The organism is Microbacterium sp. T32 (assembly GCF_001619615.1).
Lineage (GTDB): Bacteria > Actinomycetota > Actinomycetes > Actinomycetales > Microbacteriaceae > Microbacterium.
In genome coordinates, this window is sequence record NZ_LQQP01000016.1 from 125,171 (window position 1) to 141,446 (window position 16,276).

Annotated in this window: 16 protein-coding genes; 4 read left to right on the forward strand and 12 right to left on the reverse strand. The window is 68.4% G+C overall.

What is annotated here, in order from left to right:
* The first annotated feature begins 66 nt into the window (after positions 1–66).
* From AVW09_RS10515 to glpK, 3 genes are all read left to right on the forward strand, one after another.
* Positions 67–1,785: a glycerol-3-phosphate dehydrogenase/oxidase gene (locus AVW09_RS10515; protein WP_063258023.1), complete on the forward strand. Its 1,719-nt coding sequence runs from the start codon at positions 67–69 to the stop codon at positions 1,783–1,785.
* A 119-nt stretch (positions 1,786–1,904) separates the two neighbouring features.
* Positions 1,905–2,663, forward strand: a complete 759-nt coding sequence (locus AVW09_RS10520) for an MIP/aquaporin family protein (protein WP_063258024.1) — start codon at positions 1,905–1,907, stop codon at positions 2,661–2,663.
* 86 nt (positions 2,664–2,749) lie between these two features.
* Positions 2,750–4,261 (forward strand): glycerol kinase GlpK, encoded by a 1,512-nt coding sequence (gene glpK, locus AVW09_RS10525; protein ID WP_063258025.1) that lies wholly within the window; start codon positions 2,750–2,752, stop codon positions 4,259–4,261.
* A gap of 87 nt (positions 4,262–4,348) precedes the next feature.
* Here glpK and AVW09_RS10530 read toward each other — a convergent pair whose 3' ends face one another.
* Positions 4,349–4,828, reverse strand: a complete 480-nt coding sequence (locus tag AVW09_RS10530) for a hypothetical protein (RefSeq protein WP_063258026.1) — start codon at positions 4,826–4,828, stop codon at positions 4,349–4,351.
* A gap of 26 nt (positions 4,829–4,854) precedes the next feature.
* Positions 4,855–5,325 (reverse strand): OsmC family protein, encoded by a 471-nt coding sequence (locus AVW09_RS10535; protein ID WP_063258027.1) that lies wholly within the window; start codon positions 5,323–5,325, stop codon positions 4,855–4,857.
* Positions 5,326–5,407: 82 nt separating this feature from the next.
* On the opposite strand from AVW09_RS10535, the gene AVW09_RS10540 reads away from it, so the two are divergent.
* A complete protein-coding gene (locus AVW09_RS10540) occupies positions 5,408–6,391 on the forward strand; it encodes an asparaginase (RefSeq protein ID WP_063258028.1) in 984 nt (327 codons plus the stop codon).
* Positions 6,392–6,438: 47 nt separating this feature from the next.
* Here AVW09_RS10540 and AVW09_RS10545 read toward each other — a convergent pair whose 3' ends face one another.
* The 10 genes from AVW09_RS10545 to AVW09_RS10590 all read right to left on the reverse strand — a co-directional run bounded on the left by AVW09_RS10545 (position 6,439) and on the right by AVW09_RS10590 (position 16,258).
* A complete protein-coding gene (locus tag AVW09_RS10545; RefSeq protein WP_063258029.1) occupies positions 6,439–7,959 on the reverse strand; it encodes an APC family permease in 1,521 nt (506 codons plus the stop codon).
* A gap of 47 nt (positions 7,960–8,006) precedes the next feature.
* Entirely contained in the window at positions 8,007–8,780 is a 774-nt protein-coding gene (locus tag AVW09_RS10550) for a PP2C family protein-serine/threonine phosphatase (protein WP_063258030.1), read from the reverse strand.
* A 158-nt stretch (positions 8,781–8,938) separates the two neighbouring features.
* Positions 8,939–9,634, reverse strand: a complete 696-nt coding sequence (locus tag AVW09_RS10555; protein ID WP_063258031.1) for a hypothetical protein — start codon at positions 9,632–9,634, stop codon at positions 8,939–8,941.
* A 102-nt stretch (positions 9,635–9,736) separates the two neighbouring features.
* Positions 9,737–10,486: a YaaA family protein gene (locus AVW09_RS10560; RefSeq protein ID WP_063258032.1), complete on the reverse strand. Its 750-nt coding sequence runs from the start codon at positions 10,484–10,486 to the stop codon at positions 9,737–9,739.
* A gap of 69 nt (positions 10,487–10,555) precedes the next feature.
* Positions 10,556–10,816: a F0F1 ATP synthase subunit epsilon gene (locus AVW09_RS10565; protein ID WP_063258033.1), complete on the reverse strand. Its 261-nt coding sequence runs from the start codon at positions 10,814–10,816 to the stop codon at positions 10,556–10,558.
* 1 nt (position 10,817) lies between these two features.
* Positions 10,818–12,266 (reverse strand): F0F1 ATP synthase subunit beta, encoded by a 1,449-nt coding sequence (atpD, locus tag AVW09_RS10570; RefSeq protein ID WP_063258034.1) that lies wholly within the window; start codon positions 12,264–12,266, stop codon positions 10,818–10,820.
* A gap of 22 nt (positions 12,267–12,288) precedes the next feature.
* Positions 12,289–13,188, reverse strand: a complete 900-nt coding sequence (locus tag AVW09_RS10575; protein WP_022878091.1) for a F0F1 ATP synthase subunit gamma — start codon at positions 13,186–13,188, stop codon at positions 12,289–12,291.
* Between the two features lie 25 nt (positions 13,189–13,213).
* Positions 13,214–14,845 carry a F0F1 ATP synthase subunit alpha gene (gene atpA, locus AVW09_RS10580; protein WP_022878092.1) on the reverse strand — a complete coding sequence of 544 codons (1,632 nt, stop codon included), beginning with the start codon at positions 14,843–14,845 and terminating at the stop codon, positions 13,214–13,216.
* A 61-nt stretch (positions 14,846–14,906) separates the two neighbouring features.
* Positions 14,907–15,698 carry a F0F1 ATP synthase subunit delta gene (locus AVW09_RS10585; protein WP_063258035.1) on the reverse strand — a complete coding sequence of 264 codons (792 nt, stop codon included), beginning with the start codon at positions 15,696–15,698 and terminating at the stop codon, positions 14,907–14,909.
* Positions 15,698–16,258, reverse strand: a complete 561-nt coding sequence (locus tag AVW09_RS10590) for a F0F1 ATP synthase subunit B (protein ID WP_063258036.1) — start codon at positions 16,256–16,258, stop codon at positions 15,698–15,700. The genes AVW09_RS10585 and AVW09_RS10590 overlap by 1 nt, the downstream gene beginning before the upstream one ends.
* Positions 16,259–16,276: the final 18 nt, after the last annotated feature.

The window sequence follows — 16,276 nt, forward strand, 5'->3', positions numbered from 1 at the left end:
GGCTTGCAACAACGTGCAGGGGCGCGCATTCTTTCAGGCGTACTCCAACGAAAGGTCGCAGTCGACATGTCGTCCCCCGCTTCTTCGCTCCGCGCCGACGTCCAGGCGCTCCGTGACGCCGAAGACCTCGACGTCCTCATCATCGGAGGGGGCATCAACGGCATCGCCACCCTCCGCGACCTCGCCCTCCAGGGCGTGAAGGTCGCGCTCGTCGAGCGCGGTGACTTCGTCTCCGGCGCCTCCTCGGCCTCGAGCCACATGGTGCACGGCGGCATCCGCTACCTCGAGAACGGCGAGTTCCGCCTGGTCAAGGAAGCCGTGACCGAGCGCAACGACCTGCTCAAGACCGCACCCCACTACGTCAAGCCGCTCGAGACGACGATCCCGATCTACAAGACGTTCTCCGGCATCCTGTCCGCTCCGTTCCGTCTGCTGGTCACGCACGGTCGCGGCAAGCCCAACGAGCGCGGCGCGCTGCTGATCAAGGTCGGCCTGATCATGTACGACACCTTCTCGCGCGACGGCGGCACGGTCCCCCGGCACAAGTTCCTCGGCAAGAAGAAGTCCCTCGCCGAGCTCCCCCGCCTGAACCCCGACCTCGCCTACACGGCCACGTACTTCGACGCCTCGATGCACGACCCGGAGCGCATCGCGCTCGACGTACTGCACGACGGCATCGTCGCGGGCGGCGGCCGCACGCAGGCCGTCAACTACGTCTCGGCCGTCGGGGCCGACGAGAACGGCGTCCGCGTGCGCGACGAGGTCTCCGGCGAGGAGTTCTCGGTCAAGGCCAAGGTCATCCTCAACACCTCGGGTCCCTGGACCGACCTCACCAACGGCGCGCTCGGCCTCCAGACGCAGTTCATGGGCGGCACGAAGGGCTCGCACATCGTGCTGGACAACCCCGAGCTGCTCGCCGCCACCGGCGGGCGCGAGATCTTCTTCGAGCACTCCGACGGTCGCATCGTCCTCATCTACCCCCTGAAGGACCGCGTCCTGGTCGGCACCACCGACATCGACGCCGACCCGTCGACCCCGGTCGTCTGCACCGACGACGAGATCGAGTACTTCTTCGACCTCATCGGCCACGTCTTCCCCACCGTGGCCGTGGACCGCTCGCAGATCGTCTACACGTTCTCCGGCATCCGTCCGCTCCCCCGCCACGACGACACCGCGCCCGGGTTCGTCTCGCGCGACTACCGCATCGTCGACGACGAGATCGGCGGCATCCCGGCCATGAGCCTCGTCGGTGGGAAGTGGACCACGTTCCGCGCGCTGGCCGAGCACCTGAGCATGAAGACGCTGCAGAAGCTGCGCCGCCCGCACCGCGTGAGCACCCAGGGCTTGCCCATCGGCGGGGGCAAGGGCTTCCCCGCGTCGCGCGAGGAGCGGCGCCGCTGGGTCGCCGCCCGCACGAATGCTCACTCGGCCGAACTCGTGGATGCCATGCTCGAGCGTTACGGCACGCGCGCCGACGCGATCCTCGCCGTCCTCCCCGCCGAGCCCACCGCTCTCGAGAACGTGCCCGGCTACTACCGCGAAGAGCTGGTCTGGATCGCCGAGAACGAGCAGGTCGTCCACCTGATCGACGTGCTGCTGCGCCGCACGCACCTCGCGTTCGTCGGTGGGATGACCGAGCGCACGCTGCGCGAGGTCGCGGAGGCCGTCGCAGGTCCGCTCGGCTGGGACGCCGCTCGCGTCGACGAGGAGATCGCCGCCGCGACGGAGTCGCTGCGCACCGCGCACCGGGTCGATCTGGCCGAGGCCGGGGTCGCCCGAATCTGAGAGAACGTGCGGGCGCGCCTTCTGTTGCGCGCCCGCGCGGCGGTCATACATTCGGGATACCGAGCCGCATTACGTCCGAGCCGATGGCGGCCGGGTAAAACAGAAAGGTCGATGACGACATGCAAGATGTGAATCTGGGGCTGTACTTCTTCTCCGAGGTGGTCGGCACCGCCATGCTGATCCTGTTGGGTTGCGGTGTGGTCGCCAACGTGGCGCTGGCCAAGACCAAGGGCAATGCCGGCGGATTCCTGCTGGTGAACTGGGGGTGGGGTCTCGCCGTCTTCGCCGGTGTGATCGTGTCCGCCTACTCCGGTGCACAGCTCAACCCCGCCGTCTCCATCGGACTCCTCGTCGCGGGCAAGATCGGCTTCGTCCAGTTCCTCGTGGCCGTCGCCGCCCAGCTGGTCGGTGCCATCGTCGGTGCCGTGCTCGCGTGGGCCTCCTACAAGCAGCACTTCGACGACGAGCCCGACCCCGCCGCCAAGCTGGGCGTGTTCTCCACCGGACCCGCCATCCGCTCGTACGGCTGGAACCTCCTCACCGAGATCATCGCGACCTTCGTCCTGGTGTTCGTGATCTTCGGATTCGCCGACTACGGCGTCGCGGACATCGGTGTCCCGGGAGGCATCGGTGGTCTCGCCGCCGTTCCCGTCGCTCTGCTCGTGGTCGGTATCGGCGCCTCCCTCGGTGGCCCGACCGGTTACGCGATCAACCCCGCGCGTGACCTCGGTCCCCGCATCGCCCACGCGATCCTCCCCATCAAGGGCAAGGGCTCCAGCGACTGGGGCTACGCCTGGGTGCCGGTCGTCGGCCCCCTCGTCGGTGGTCTCCTCGCGGGTCTGCTGGCCCCGGTGCTCCTGCACCTCGCCTCGAAGTGATCCTCCGCGGGGGCGTCGCCACCGGCGCCCCCGCCCCTCTTCTTCTCCTTCCCACAACCTCCACCCACTGACAAAGGAGTCCATCCATGGCCGACTACGTCCTCGCCATCGACCAGGGCACGACCTCGACGCGCGCGATGATCTTCAACAAGTCCGGCGGCGTCGTCTCCGTCGGACAGAAGGAGCACGAGCAGATCTTCCCGAAGGCCGGGTGGGTCGAGCACGACCCCCTCGAGATCTGGCGCAACACCCAGGAAGTGATCGGTCTGGCCCTCAGCCGCGCCGACATCACCCGCCACGACATCGCCGCGGTCGGCATCACCAACCAGCGCGAGACCGCGGTGGTCTGGGACAAGAACACCGGCAAGCCGGTGTACAACGCCATCGTCTGGCAGGACACGCGCACGCAGTCGATCGTCGACCGCCTCGCCGATGGCGACACCGAGCGCTACAAGAGCATCGTGGGCCTGCCCCTCGCGACCTACTTCTCGGGCACCAAGATCGTCTGGATCCTCGAGAACGTCGAGGGTGCGCGCGAGAAGGCGGAAGCCGGCGACCTGCTGTTCGGCACCACCGACACCTGGGTGCTGTGGAACCTCACCGGCGGCATCGACGGCGGCGTGCACGCGACCGATGTCACCAACGCCAGCCGCACGCTCTTCATGGACCTCGAGACGCTCGAATGGCGCGACGACATCCTGGCCGACTTCGGCGTTCCGAAGTCCATGCTCCCCGAGATCCGTTCCTCCTCCGAGGTCTACGGCCAGGTCGAGTCCTCGTCGCTCCTGCGCGAAACCCCGGTGGCCGGCATCCTGGGCGACCAGCAGGCCGCGACCTTCGGTCAGGCGGCGTTCGATCCGGGCGAGAGCAAGAACACGTACGGTACCGGCAACTTCCTCATCTTCCAGACGGGTGAGGAGATCGTCCACTCCAAGAACGGCCTGCTGACGACGCTCGGTTACAAGCTCGGCGACCAGCCCGCCCGCTACGCCCTCGAAGGCTCGATCGCGGTGACCGGTTCGCTCATCCAGTGGCTGCGCGACCAGCTGGGGATCATCTCGTCGGCCCCCGAGGTCGAGGCGCTCGCCAGCTCGGTCGACGACAACGGCGGTGTCTACTTCGTGCCGGCGTTCTCGGGTCTGTTCGCTCCGTACTGGCGTCCGGACGCCCGCGGCGCGATCGTGGGCATGACCCGCTACGTCAACAAGGGCCATATCGCCCGCGCCGCGCTGGAAGCCACGGCCTTCCAGACGCGCGAGGTGCTCGACGCGGTCAACGCCGACTCCGGCGTCGACCTCACCGAGCTCAAGGTCGACGGCGGCATGACCGCCAACGACGCGCTGATGCAGTTCCAGGCCGACATCCTCGGCGTGCCCGTCGTGCGTCCGGTCGTCGCCGAGACCACCGCGCTGGGCGCCGCGTACGCGGCCGGCCTTGCGGTGGGTTTCTGGGACAACCTCGACGACCTCCGCGCCAACTGGCAGGAGGACAAGCGCTGGGAGCCCGACATGGACTCCGACGAGCGCGACCGCGAGCTGCGCCTGTGGAAGAAGGCCGTCACCAAGTCGATGGACTGGGTCGACGACGACGTGCGCTGAGCGCTCCCGTCACAACGGAACCCCGTCGGCCCCGTGCCGGCGGGGTTCCGTCATTCCCGAGGTGTTCGGCGTCCGGATGCCGACGCCTCACCGACCCGGCTTCGGAAAGGCCGCGCGCACGGCATCCGACTGAAGATAGTCCGAGACGCCGATGAGCAGGATCGCGAACAGGATCTGCTCCGTGACGACCCAGAACGGGTACAGGCCCGGGATGGCCGCAAGGATGAGCGCCACCACCGGGAAGATCCGGCTGAAGAGTTGCAGGCGACGGAACGCCCAGTACCAGCCCGCCCGCGCACGCCAGAGGAAGTAGAAGAGCGTCGTGGTGATGGCGAGGACGACGAGGCATCGCATCCAGACGGCGAAACCGACGTCGTCTCCCCCGAGAGTCATCACCGCGGCGACAACGACGGTCGCCACCCCGAGGAGGAAGCCGGCCGCCAGCAGGATCGTCACGGCCATGAAGGCGCGGCGGACACGGGGGTCCTCCGACGGCGGGACACGATGATCGGCCTGACGGCCGCCGGCGAGACGGTCGAGGCGTCGCAGGGCGGGTTCGAGCTGCACATGCTTACCCTACGACCGCGGCAGCGTCAGGCCGCAGTCACCACCGGCTCGTGCCGCACCGGGAAGTTCACGGAGTTCGCGATGAAGCACCATTCGCGGGCCTGCCGGTGCGCGGCGACCGCGGCCTCGATCATCGACTCCTCCGCCACCACGACACGCGGGCGCAGGAGGACGTCGGTGAACGCTCCCCCGCCCTTGCCGTCCTCGACCATGGTCCCGGTCGCCTCGTCGGTGTACGAGACGACCGTCACGCCGGTCGTCACGCACGCGTGCAGGTAGGACAGCAGGTGGCATTCACTGAGGGCGCCGAGCAGGAGCTCTTCCGGGTTCCACTTCCCCGGATCGCCGCGGAACGGCTTGTCGGCCGACGCTTCCAGCAGTGGCTTGCCGTCGACCTCGAGAGAGACGGAGCGGTCGTAGTCGCGGTACCCGCTGGTCCCGGTCCCTCGGTCGCCGGTCCACGTCGCGTGCAAGCGGTACTGGTGCTCTCCGATCATGGTCTCCATCCTGCCCTCTCCCCGGCGCCCGGGCGCGCCAGCGGGCCCGGCGGCGCGCAGACCCGGCGGATACCATGGACGGATGCCTGACACCGCACCGGATGCCGTCGAACTCGCCGTCGTGGAACGCAGCGGATTCATCGAGTCGCGCCACCACGGCGTCGCCGTGGTCCTCTCGCCTGACGGGTCCGAGCATCTCGTTCTCGGCGACCCGGCGGCGCTGTTCCTGCCCCGATCGAGCATGAAGCCCCTGCAAGCCCTGGCGTGCCTCTCCGCGGGCGCCGAGCTGACCGGCGAACGCCTCGCGATCTCCATGGCGAGCCATTCCGGCACGGACCGTCACGTCGAGGTGGCTCGCGGCATCCTGCAGTCCGTCGGGCTCACCGAAGACGACCTCGGGTGCCCGGCCGCGTGGCCGGGTGACCAGAAGACGCGCGACGAGCTCGTTCGCGATCACGGCGGGCCCTCCCCGCTTCGTATGAACTGCTCCGGCAAGCACGCCACGATGCTGCTCACGTGCGTCACGAACGGGTGGCCGACGGCGGGCTACCTCGACCCGCAGCACCCGCTCCAGGTGCACATCCGCGAGGTCATCGAGCGGCTGGTGGGTGAACGCATCACCGCCACCGCGGTCGACGGCTGCGGCGCCCCGGTCTACGCGTTGAGTCTGATCGGACTGGCCCGCGCCATTCAGCGCATCGGGACCGCGTCGGAGCGTTCGCCGTTCGCCCTTCACCGCAGCGCGGGCGCTCTCGTCCGCGCTGTGCGCGAGAACCCGTGGGTCATCGACGGACCGGGCCTGGAGGACGCCGTCGTCATCGAACGGCTCGGCGTCTTCTCGAAGAAGGGTGCCGAGGGTGTGCAGGTCATGACGGCGCCCGACGGCACCACCGTCGCGCTGAAGATGCTCGACGGCTCGAACCGTGCCGCCCACGCCGTCGCCCTGCGCCTGCTCGAGCGAGCGGGTGCACTGGAGTCCGCGGCGGTCGCGGACACCCTGGCGGCTCTCCCGCTGAGCGTTCTCGGCGGCGGCCAGCCCGTCGGCGTCATCCGCGCCGCGGTCTGAAGCCGCCTCGCCGGTCCGCCCCTTTCGAGGACGGACCGGCGAGAAGCTCAGATCCCGCCGTCCACCGAGCGCGGGTACGTGATGGGTTCCTCGGGCACCAGAACCTCGGTGTCTCGGTTGAGACTCTCGCCGCGGAAGAACGCCTTGGCGGCAGGGAACAGGTACCACAGCACCATCAGGACGACGCCGAACGCCAGCGACCCGATACCCAGCACGAACGTCCCGCCCACGCCGAGCAGCTCGGTGTTGCCGTAATCGACCGCGAACATGTCGATCGCCGACTGGATGAACGCGTACGTGAGCATCAGCGCCCCGAGGAGGGGCAGGATGCCGCGGTAGATGAGGTTCCGCGCGGAGGTGAACAGGTCGCGGCGGAAGTACCAGACGCACGCGTAGCCGGTCAGGCCGTAGTAGAAGGCGATCGCGAGCCCGAGGGACGAGATGGAGTCCTGCAGGATGTTGTCGCTGATGAGCGTCATCCCGATGTAGTAGAGACTCGCGACGATACCCATCACGATCGTGGAGAATGACGGCGTCTGGAATCGCGGGTGCACCTCGGCGAACCGCTTCGGCAGCGCCTTGTAGGCGGCCATGGCGAGCGTGCCGCGCGCGGTCGGGAGGATCGTGGTCTGCGTCGACGACACGGCGGACACGATGACCGCCAGGACGAGGAGCCACCCGAACGGTCCGAAGAGCCCGTCCTTGAGCGCCAGGAACACGTCGTCGACGTTGTAGATCGCGCCCTCCTCGCCGACGCCGGCGTACATCATCGCGGCGATCGTCACCGCGACGTAGGTGCCGAGCAGGATCACGGTGGTCAGCAGCGCTGCGCGGCCGGGAATGCGCTTGGGATCCTTCGTCTCCTCGTTGAGGGCGAGACACGTGTCCCAGCCCCAGTAGATGAAGAGCGCCAGCAGCACGGCCTCCGTGAAGCCCTCCCGGTCCTGGAACCCGAAGGGGTTCAGCCACTGAAGGTCGAACGGCGTCGGGTCGGGGGCCGTGCCGTCGAAGAACTTCCAGAGGGCCAGCACGACGAACAGCGCCAGCACGAGGTACTGCAGCCCGAGGAGGATGTTCTGGATCCGCTCGCCGATCTCCACACCCCGGTAGCTGACGTAGGTCATCGCGGCGATGAAGAAGACACCCGTGGCGGTCACCAGCGGCACGTTCTCCGCGAGTGAGCCGTCGCCGATCAGCGTCCAGACATAGATGCCGGCGATCTGCGCGAGGTTCGCCAGGACGACGGTCCCCGCGACGGCGACACCCCAGCCGCCCATCCAGCCGACCCACGGGCCGAACGCCTTGGTCCCCCATGTGAACGTGGTGCCGCAGTCGGGCACCTCGTTGTTCAGCTCGCGGTAGGCGAAGGCGATCAACAGCATCGGGATGAACGCGAGGATGAAGGCGATGGGCGCGGACCCGCCGACGGCCGCGATGACGAAGCCGAGCGTCGCGACGAGTGAGTACACCGGGGCAGTGGATGCCAGGCCGATGACGGTCGAGCCCCAGAGGCCGAGGGTACCTGCGGCGAGGCCTTTGCCGGCCGTCCGTTCGGGTGCGGTGGTCATGTGCTGAACGTAGGAGCAGCGACGCTCCCCGGTCAAGTTCTGCGCCGTCAGGCCCCGCGGCGGGCGACGTCGAGCACGACGATGGTGATGTTGTCGCGGCCCCCGTTTTCCAGCGCGGCGGCCATCATGGCCTCCACCGCTGCGGACGGGTCGGGATTGGCATCCAGGAAATGACGGATGCCGAAATCGGTGAGTTCCTTCGTCAGTCCGTCCGAGCAGATCACGAAGCGGTCGCCGTCGAGCACCTCGAGCCGGAGGTAGTCGGGCTTGACGCTGTCGCTCGGCCCCACCGCGCGGGTGATGACGTTGCCGTACGGGTGGTTCTCGGCCTCTTCCGGACTCAACCGCCCCGCGGCAATGAGTTCCTGGACCACCGAGTGGTCGGTCGTGATCTGCACGATGTCGTCGTCGCGGAGGAGATAGACGCGCGAGTCCCCGATGTTGAGGGTGACCCAGTGCGGCTCGTCGCCCGAGGCCTCGAGGTAGAGGCCGGTCAACGTCGTCCCGGTTCCCTCATCCGTCGTCTCGGGGTGGGAGACGATGTCCTTCACCGCGCGGGCGAGGGCCTTCTCGATGTGTTTGGGCGAGACGGAACCGCCCTCGACCACAGCGCGGAGCCGATCCACCGTGCTCGCACTGGCGATCTCCCCACCGAGGTGACCGCCCATGCCATCAGCGACCACGAACAGGGGGAACTCCGCGAGCACGGCGTCCTGATTGACCTCGCGCCGCTTACCCGTGTCGGTGATCGCCGCCCACGAGAGATCGAGCGCTCCATCCGACAGCGGAACGGTACGCGTGTGCGTGGTCACCTCGGGCACGAACAGATCCTCCGGTTGGCCGACATCTTCGCCGGCGGAACCGCGCGGCCCTGTCATCCTAGTCGACGCGGACACGGTCCTCAGGGATGCCGTGGGCGCGGCGCTGTGGGCAGAGACGACGATGGGCTCCCCGCCGTGCGAGGAGCCCATCGGTGATGTCAGACCTGCGGACCCGCGGGGGGCGGAGGCGTGGGCCCGGCCGGGGGCGCCGGCGGGGGCGGCGTGGTCCCCGCGGCGGGCGGGGCCGGAGGCGGCGTGGAGGGCTGCGCGGGCGGCGCGTACCCGGCGGGTGCGCCGTAGCCGGCCGCGGGGGCCGGAGCGACCTGCTGACCGGGCTGGACGGGGACGCCGTTCCACACCGTCTTGTCGGCGAGGAAGGAGTTCGCCCACGGGGCGGGCGGGATGTTCGGGTTCCACGAGGCCGATCCGAACGCGAGGATGCCGAGCCAGATGATCGTGCCGAGTCCCGGGATAAGCCACAGGAGCAGGTACGGCCAGTCCAATCCGAACTTGAGACCCACACGGTAGCCGATGAGAACTGCCGCGGCGAGGCCGACGAGCCCGAGAAGCCACCCGATCACCGGGATGTTCGTGAGTACGCCGGAGGCGACGGCCACGCCCAGGTAGACCCACGGCGAGAAATCACCCAGCTTCGCGAGGATCAGGGCGTTGTAGACGGGTACCCATGCCCGCCACTTTCCCTCGACGCCGGCCTTCTCGAAGATCTTCATCAGGAGGAAGGACCCGATGACGTATCCCGCGGCCGCCAGGATCAGGACGAGCGGCAGAAGGATGACGAGCAGCGCGAGAACGCCCAGCCCGCTGCCGCCATCGGAGTAGTAGGAGTCACCCATAACATTCCCTTTCCAGGAGAGCGTCCGACGCGCTACGGCGCGCGACGTACGTCTGCCATCGTAGCGAGGCTGAGTGTTCGCTGAAAGGTCCGGCTCAGCGGATCAGACGACCACCTCGACGATGCCCGGCCCGACACTGCGCATCTCGTGGCCGGCAGAGCCGCCCCAGGTGAGGAGATCGTCGACGGAGCCGATCCGTGCGTGCGATCGAGCCAGGCTTCGGGTCAACTCCCCCTTCGCCTTCTTGTTGAAGTGGTTGAGCGCGCGTACGACCCCGTCCGAACCTCGAGAGACGACGCGCGCGTAGACGCCGTCCACGTCGGCGGGCACTGGCCCGAGAGCCGCGTACGCCTCGGAGCGCAGGTCGAGGACGAGGTCCGGACGCGCGTCGCGGATCGCCGCCGTCACGGCATCCGCCCAGATCTTCCGGAGGGAGGGCAGACCGGGTAGGGACGTCGACGCGGCGAGACGATAGGCCGGGATGCCTTCGAGCGCACCAACGGGACCGAACGGCGCGGAGTGGATGAGCACATGCGCGCCCAACCACGCGCGAGCGGGCCCGTCGAGGGTCTCGGCATCCAGCGCGTCGAAAAGGACACCGGTGTAGCGATCCACCGCGGGCAGGGTCGGCGCAGACCGCAGCGCGGCATTGTCGGCCACTTCGTGCCGACGGCGCGCGCTGAGCTTCAGGACACGAGCGGCCGCCTCCGCGTCGGCGCTGAGCGCCACGAGACCGTCCACGACCTGCTCACGAGGAGCGCGAAGGGAGGGAAGCGCGAGCGCGCCGAGGTCGAGCGGCGGGCCGTCGCCGCCCGCACGCTTGGTCTCGGACGGCGGAAGGAGAACGAGCATGAGACTCCGGGAAAAGGACGACGCGCGCCGCCCGGCGAACCGGACGACGCGCGTCGTGAGAAGAAGCGGTCAGGACACGAGCGACGCGTGACCGGCGACGATCGTCAGCTCGCCGCCCGCCATGGACAGGAACCCGTCCTCGGCGTTCGCGAGGGTCTTGCTGCCGTCGACACCCGTGATGCGGACCTCGCCCTGGGCGAGGATCGCGAGCACGGGCTCGTGTCCCTGCATGAAGCCGATCTCGCCCTCGACCGTCTTGGCGACGACGAGCGACGCCTCCCCGGTCCAGACCTCGGCGTCGGCCGAGACGAGGTTCACGCGCAGCGGCATGTCAGCCGTTCTCCTTCTGGATCTGCGCCCACTTGGCCTCAACGTCGGAGATGCCGCCGACGTTGAAGAACGCCTGCTCGGCGACGTGGTCGAAGTCACCCTTGACGATCGCGTCGAACGACTCGATGGTCTCCTTGATCGGGACGGTGGAGCCCTCGACACCGGTGAACTTCTTGGCCATGTAGGTGTTCTGCGAGAGGAACTGCTGGATGCGACGCGCACGCGACACGACGATCTTGTCTTCCTCGGAGAGCTCGTCGACACCGAGGATCGCGATGATCTCCTGCAGTTCCTTGTTCTTCTGGAGGATCTGCTTCACCGACGTGGCCACGCGGTAGTGGTCCGCGCCGATGTAGCGCGGGTCCAGGATGCGGCTCGTCGACGTGAGCGGGTCGATGGCGGGGTACAGACCCTTGGACGCGATCTCACGCGAGAGCTCGGTCGTGGCATCGAGGTGCGCGAACGTGGTCGCCGGAGCCGGGTCGGTGTAGTCGTCGGCGGGGACGTAGATCGCCTGCAGCGAGGTGATCGAGTGACCGCGCGTCGAGGTGATGCGCTCCTGGAGCACACCCATCTCGTCCGCCAGGTTGGGCTGGTAACCCACGGCCGACGGCATGCGGCCGAGAAGCGTGGACACCTCAGAACCCGCCTGCGTGAAGCGGAAGATGTTGTCGATGAACAGCAGCACGTCCTGCTTCTGGACGTCGCGGAAGTACTCCGCCATCGTCAGAGCGGAGAGAGCGACGCGCAGACGCGTCCCCGGCGGCTCGTCCATCTGGCCGAACACGAGGGCCGTCTTGTCGAAGACTCCGGCCTCTTCCATCTCGCCGATGAGGTCGTTGCCCTCACGGGTGCGCTCGCCGACACCGGCGAACACCGAGACACCACCGTGGTCCTGCGCGACGCGCTGGATCATCTCCTGGATGAGGACGGTCTTGCCGACGCCGGCGCCACCGAACAGGCCGATCTTTCCACCCTGCACGTACGGCGTCAGGAGGTCGATCGACTTGATGCCGGTCTCGAACATCTCGGTCTTCGACTCGAGCTGGTCGAAGCTCGGCGCCTTGCGGTGGATGCCCCAGCGCTCGGTGACCTCGATCGTCTCGCCGGGAGCTGCGTTGAGCACCTCGCCGGTGACGTCGAACACCTTGCCCTTGGTCACGTCGCCGACCGGCACCGAGATGGGGCCGCCGGTGTCGCGAACTTCCTGGCCGCGGACGATGCCGTCCGTGGGCTTCAGGGCGATGGCGCGCACGAGGTCGTCGCCGAGGTGCTGAGCGACCTCGAGCGTGATCTCGGTGGAGGTGTCACCGATGGTGATCGTGGTCTTGAGCGCGTTGTAGATCTCGGGGATCGCGTCGTGGGGGAACTCGATGTCCACGACGGGCCCGGTGACACGCGCGACGCGGCCGACGACGGCTGCGTCGGTCTTCTCGGCGGTGAGGCTCATGGCTTCTTCTCTCCTTGGGAACTTACTTGCCGGATGACAGAGCATCGGCGCCGCCGACGATCTCGGCGATCTGCTGCGTGATCTCCGCCTGGCGCGCGTTGTTGCGCAGGCGGGTGTAGTCGGTGATGAGCTTGTCGGCGTTGTCGCTGGCCGACTTCATCGCCTTCTGCGTGGCGGCGTGCTTGGCCGCGGAGGACTGCAGGAGGGCGTTGAAGATGCGGCTCTGCACGTACACCGGCAGGAGCGCATCGAGCACGGTCTCGGCATCGGGCTCGAACTCGTAGAGCGGGTAGACCTCCGCCTGGGCGGGGGCTTCCTCGGCCTCGAGAACTTCGAGCGGCAGGAGACGCACCGACTCGGGCGACTGCGTCATCATGCTGACGAAGCGGTTGTACACCAGGTGGATCTCATCGACGCCGTCGTTGTCGCCACCGGCGCGGTAGGCCTGCAGCACGGCATCCGAGATCTCCTCCGCCGTGGAGAACTGCGGCGTGTCGGTGTCGCCGACCCACTGCGCTGCGCTCGGCATGCGGCGGAACTGGAAGTACCCGACGGCCTTGCGCCCGACGAGGTAGAACACGACCTCTTTGCCCTGCGTGCGAAGCAGCTCGGCCAGCTCGAGGCCCTCGCGGAGGATCTGCGAGTTGAACGCGCCGGCGAGACCGCGGTCGGAGGTGAAGATGACCACGGCGGAGCGGCGGATGTCCGCGCGCTCGGTCGTCAACGGATGGTCGATCGAGGAGTGCGTGGCCACCGCGGAGACGGCACTCGTCACGGCCTTCGCGAAGGGCGATGCCGCGCGCACACGCGCCATCGCCTTCTGGATGCGAGAGGCCGCGATGAGTTCCATCGCCTTCGTGATCTTCTTGGTCGTCTGAGCAGAACTGATCTTCTGCTTATAGACCCGCAGTTGTGCGCCCATGATTTACGTTCTCGTTTCGTCGCTCTTAGCGACGGCCCTTGACGATTCGCTCCTGGTTGACGTCCTCGGCCTCGGCGGCCTCGACCTGCTCGCTGCCCACGACGCTCTGCTCGGCACCGGGCTGGAACTCGAGGAGGAACGCGTCCACCTTCTGCTCGAGCTCGGCGACCGTGTCGTCGCCCAGCGCGTTGGTCTCGCGCAGCGTGTCGAGGACCGTCGAGTTACGGCGCAGGTAGTCCAGCAGCTCGCGCTCGAAGCGGAGCACGTCGGACACCTCGATGGTGTCGAGCTTGCCGTTGGTACCGGCCCAGATCGAGACGACCTGCTCCTCGACCGGGTACGGCGAGTACTGCGGCTGCTTGAGCAGCTCGGTCAGACGCGCACCACGGGCCAGCTGACGACGCGACGCGGCGTCGAGGTCGCTCGCGAACATCGCGAACGCCTCGAGCGAGCGGTACTGCGCCAGCTCGAGCTTCAGCGTGCCCGAGACCTTCTTGATCGACTTGACCTGAGCGTCACCACCGACGCGGGACACCGAGATACCCACGTCGACCGCGGGACGCTGGTTGGCGTTGAAGAGGTCGGACTGCAGGAAGATCTGGCCGTCGGTGATGGAGATCACGTTGGTCGGGATGTACGCCGAGACGTCGTTGGCCTTCGTCTCGATGATGGGCAGACCCGTCATCGAACCGGCACCGAGCTCGTCGGACAGCTTTGCGCAACGCTCGAGCAGACGCGAGTGCAGGTAGAAGACGTCACCGGGGTACGCCTCGCGGCCCGGCGGGCGACGGAGGAGGAGGGACACGGCACGGTAGGCCTCGGCCTGCTTCGACAGGTCGTCGAAGATGATCAGGACGTGCTTGCCGCCGTACATCCAGTGCTGGCCGATGGCCGAGCCCGTGTAGGGCGCGAGGTACTTGAAGCCGGCCGGGTCGGACGCGGGGGCGGCGACGATGGTCGTGTACTCCATGGCACCGGCGTCCTCGAGGGCGCCCTTGACCGACGCGATCGTCGAGCCCTTCTGGCCGATGGCGACGTAGATGCAGCGGACCTGCTTGTTGACGTCGCCCGACTCCCAGTTGGCCTTCTGGTTGATGATCGTGTCGATCGCGATGGCCGTCTTGCCCGTCTGGCGGTCGCCGATGATCAGCTGACGCTGACCGCGGCCGACGGGGATCATCGCGTCGATGGCCTTGATGCCGGTCTGGAGCGGCTCGTGCACGCTCTTGCGCTGCATGACGCCGGGGGCCTGGAGCTCGAGCGCGCGACGGCCCTCGGTCGCGATCTCGCCGAGACCGTCGATCGGGTTGCCGAGCGGGTCGACGACGCGACCCAGGTAGCCGTCTCCGACGCCGACCGAGAGGACCTCGCCGGTCCGGGTGACGCTCTGGCCCTCTTCGATGCCGGAGAACTCGCCGAGCACGACGACACCGATCTCGTGCTCGTCGAGGTTCTGGGCCAGGCCCAGGGTGCCGTTGTCGAAGCGGATGAGTTCGTTCGCCATGACGCCGGGCAGTCCCTCGACGTGAGCGATGCCGTCGGCCGCGTCGACGACGGTGCCGACCTCGGTCGCACCCGCACCCGTCGGCTCGTAGGCGTTGACGAAGTCCTTCAGCGCGTCACGGATGACGTCGGGGCTGATAGAGAGTTCTGCCATTGTCTTCCTTCGTTCGTGGGGCGCGAGCCCCCAGATCTCCACCCGCTCGGGCGGCAAAGTCTTAGCCGGCGATGCGCTGGCGAAGGTCGGCGAGACGTGCGGACACGCTCGCGTCGATGACGTCGTCGGCGACCTGCACACGCAGTCCACCGACCACCGTCGGGTCGATCACGGTGTTCAGGGTGACCGCCGAACCGTAGCGCGCACGGAGCGCGTTCTGGAGGCGCGTCTGCTGCTCGGTACTCAGCGGCGCCGCCGCGTAGACCGTGGCGACGATGCTCGAGCGCTGGTCGGCGACGATGGACTCGGCGCGGCGCAGGAGCGCGCGGACGCGGCGACCGCGCGAGTTCTGCACGAGCGAGGCGACGATCAGCGCCGTGGCGGCGCTGGCGCGGCCGTCGAGCAGCGTGGACACGAGCCCCGCCTTGCCGGACGCATCGCCGAGGCGACCGCCGAGAGCCAGCTCGAGCTCGCCGCTGGAGGCCACCGTGCGCGAGAACTGGAAGAGCTCGCCCTCGATGTCGGCCGACGGGTCGGCGACGGTGGCTGCGCGCACGGCCAGTTCTTCCAGCCCCTCGACGAACTCGTGCGCGTTCGACCAGCGCTGCTCGGCCGCACGACGCAGAAGTGCCACCGTGGTGTCGCGGTAGCCGGACCCGAAGACCGCGGTCACCAGCGCACCACGCGCGTCGGCCGGTGCGGACGAGTCGGAGAGCGCGCCGCTCAGCTGCGCCGATCCGTTCACGGCGCCGACGGCCGCGAAGAGCTCGCGGGCGACGTCGAGGTCGACGCCGGAGGCGGTGGTGAGCGCCTCCGTCGTCGCGGTCCGCGCCTGAGTGGTCGCGCTGCCCATTACTGAGCCGCCTTCTCGGATGCCTCGAGCTCGGCGAGGAAGCGGTCCACCACGGCCTGCGCGCGAACATCGTCGGTCAGGGTCTCCCCGATGACGTTGCCGGCGAGGTCGACGGCCAGCGTCCCCACCTCGGCACGCAGCGACACGAGGGTCGACTGGCGCTCGGCCTCGATCTGCGCGTGCGCGGCGGCGGTGATGCGAGCGGCCTCGGAGGACGCGGCATCCTTCGCCTCGGCGACGATCTTCTTGCCGTCCTCGCGGGCGGCCTCGCGGATCTCACCGGCTTCCTTGCGAGCCTCGGCGAGCTGCGCCGTGTACTGCTCCAGCGCGGCCTCGGCCTCGCGCTGGGCCTCATCGGCCTTGGCGATGTTGCCCTCGATGGCCGCACTGCGCTCGTCGAGCAGCTTCGCCATGCGGGGCAGGGCCACGCGCCACACCACGAAGATGATGATGACGAAGCACACCAGCGACCAGACGATGTCGTACACCGCCGGGATCAGCGGGTTCTCGGCCGCCCCTTCGGCGGGCTCCGCGGCGAGAGTGACAAGAGCGTTCAGCATCCTGTCTCCTTACAGTGA

Excerpts from the sequence above, each read along its gene's own strand:
- glpK (WP_063258025.1), top strand. The coding sequence starts at position 2,750 with ATGGCCGACTACGTCCTCGCCATCGACCAGGGCACGACCTCGACGCGC.
- AVW09_RS10585 (WP_063258035.1), bottom strand. The coding sequence starts at position 15,698 with ATGGGCAGCGCGACCACTCAGGCGCGGACCGCGACGACGGAGGCGCTC.
- AVW09_RS10590 (WP_063258036.1), bottom strand. The coding sequence starts at position 16,258 with ATGCTGAACGCTCTTGTCACTCTCGCCGCGGAGCCCGCCGAAGGGGCG.
- AVW09_RS10555 (WP_063258031.1), bottom strand. The coding sequence starts at position 9,634 with ATGGGTGACTCCTACTACTCCGATGGCGGCAGCGGGCTGGGCGTTCTC.
- atpD (WP_063258034.1), bottom strand. The coding sequence starts at position 12,266 with ATGAGCCTCACCGCCGAGAAGACCGACGCAGCCGTCGTCGGCCGCGTC.
- atpA (WP_022878092.1), bottom strand. The coding sequence starts at position 14,845 with ATGGCAGAACTCTCTATCAGCCCCGACGTCATCCGTGACGCGCTGAAG.
- AVW09_RS10535 (WP_063258027.1), bottom strand. The coding sequence starts at position 5,325 with ATGATCGGAGAGCACCAGTACCGCTTGCACGCGACGTGGACCGGCGAC.
- AVW09_RS10560 (WP_063258032.1), bottom strand. The coding sequence starts at position 10,486 with ATGCTCGTTCTCCTTCCGCCGTCCGAGACCAAGCGTGCGGGCGGCGAC.
- AVW09_RS10565 (WP_063258033.1), bottom strand. The coding sequence starts at position 10,816 with ATGCCGCTGCGCGTGAACCTCGTCTCGGCCGACGCCGAGGTCTGGACC.
- AVW09_RS10545 (WP_063258029.1), bottom strand. The coding sequence starts at position 7,959 with ATGACCACCGCACCCGAACGGACGGCCGGCAAAGGCCTCGCCGCAGGT.
- AVW09_RS10575 (WP_022878091.1), bottom strand. The coding sequence starts at position 13,188 with ATGGGCGCACAACTGCGGGTCTATAAGCAGAAGATCAGTTCTGCTCAG.
- AVW09_RS10540 (WP_063258028.1), top strand. The coding sequence starts at position 5,408 with ATGCCTGACACCGCACCGGATGCCGTCGAACTCGCCGTCGTGGAACGC.
- AVW09_RS10520 (WP_063258024.1), top strand. The coding sequence starts at position 1,905 with ATGCAAGATGTGAATCTGGGGCTGTACTTCTTCTCCGAGGTGGTCGGC.
- AVW09_RS10515 (WP_063258023.1), top strand. The coding sequence starts at position 67 with ATGTCGTCCCCCGCTTCTTCGCTCCGCGCCGACGTCCAGGCGCTCCGT.